This is a genomic window from Albidovulum sp. (assembly GCF_049646345.1).
In the GTDB taxonomy this organism is placed as follows: Bacteria; Pseudomonadota; Alphaproteobacteria; order Rhodobacterales; family Rhodobacteraceae; genus Albidovulum.
The window spans coordinates 1-1,612 of record NZ_JBARVQ010000249.1 but is presented as its reverse complement, the minus strand read 5'-3'; the positions used below and the strand labels follow the sequence as shown (position 1 = coordinate 1,612).

Annotated in this window: 1 protein-coding gene; it reads right to left on the bottom strand. The window is 64.6% G+C overall.

Features of this window, described 5'->3' with window-relative positions:
- Positions 1-150 precede the first annotated feature (150 nt).
- Positions 151-1,440 carry an IS256 family transposase gene (locus tag WBB85_RS05910; RefSeq protein WP_432637706.1) on the bottom strand — a complete coding sequence of 430 codons (1,290 nt, stop codon included), beginning with the start codon at positions 1,438-1,440 and terminating at the stop codon, positions 151-153.
- Positions 1,441-1,612: the final 172 nt, after the last annotated feature.

Genomic DNA, 1,612 nt, shown 5'->3' with positions numbered 1-1,612 from the left:
GGAGAGCGTCATGACAGCGGAGGGTCACCAAGTGACCGTCCGTGCGGTAGCCGTAATTTGACCCGACTTATAGCCCCATGCCTGCGGTGTTACGGGGGATGTCCCGACGAATGTTGAAATCGGGCCTGGACAGCGTTGCCGGGGTCATGGTTAGGCTGCCTCTGCGGTCTGGTCAACGCCGTCGGCATCCGGCTCGCGGTGCTTCAGAAGCGCGGCCTTGAGGACGGGCAGCTGCTTGTGAGCCTTGAGACGCCGGAAACCTTTGGCGGCCTCGAGCATGCCAGATGCGGTCCAGCGCAGGGCCATCTTCGCGTCCCGCCACCGCTTCACGTTCCGGCAGACTTGGCGGATCACCGCGTTCATCGACTCAATGATGTTGGTGCTGGCGAGCGAGCGGCGCAGTTCGAGTGGCAGCCCGAGACGGATCACGGTGAGGATTTCATCGAGGCCCTCGAGGATGCTCTTCGAGACCCCGGGAGCCTTGAGCTCCATCCGGCGCGCCAGATTGCGTAGAAGCCGTTCGGCCTTGTCGGCATCGTTCAGTTCCCATTCCTGTCGAAGGGTCCGGCGGACAGCGGCGTGAAGCTTGGGGTCGAGCCGCTCGGTGATGTTGCGCGCCTTGTGGATATGGCAGCGCTGGATCGGGATATCCGCCCCGAATGTGCGGCGAATGGCCTTTGTCAGCGCCTTGGCTCCGTCCACGATGAACAGGCGACAGACTGCCGGATCGAGGCCCCGGTCGATCAGGTTGTCGAGCAGCGCCTGCACCGTCGCCGCGTTCTCCGTCGCGCCCTCGACCACGCCCAGAGGGTGCTTGCGGCCATCGGCATCCACACCGACCGCGCCGAGCATCAGAAGGTTGTCGTCCATATGCAAACCATCGATCTGGATCACCAGGAGATCCAGCGCCGACAGGTCCGAGGCCATCCACTCCTCCAGGCGCGCTTGGGTCAGGGCCTTGAACCGCCGCGACACCGCCGACTTCGACAAGCCAGAGCCCGGCTCGGCAGGAACGCCCGCCTCGGGCAGGCGCACTGCACGCCCCACCTTGCGCGTGGCCACGTTCATCAGCATCAGGTTCATCGCCCATTGCTCCAGCCAGCCCGCCTCTGCAGCCTCCTTCCAGCTGGGCAGCGGCAACTCCTTGCCGGTGGCCTTCGAGCGCACCCGCGGGCGCTCCACCTCCACCTTGCCGCCGTGAAAGCCAACGGGCCCTCTGGTGCGGCCCCAGCGATATCCCGGCTTGTCAGCCGCGCGCGCATGCGGGGCTCCGGCCAGCGACGTCGCATCTTCCTCCAGCATCTGCGTCAGACTTGCCAAGCCTGCGATCAGGCAGAAGCGCTCGAAGCTCGCTCCGACCTCGTCGCGCGCCCCCTCCACTGCAGTCGTCAGTTCGGACGTGCTAGCCAGCGCCAGCGGGGACGTGATAGATCTCTTCATGGTGTTGCTCTCTCCGTTTGGATTAGACACCCCGAGCCTACGGCTCAGGGAGAGCAACGCCACCCTTCACTCCGAGTAGTTCAACATCGACCGGGACATTCCCGACCACCTAGACTCGGCTTGACGGCATGAATTTCCAGGGCAGGAGATCGTCGATTTGGCTGTATCGACC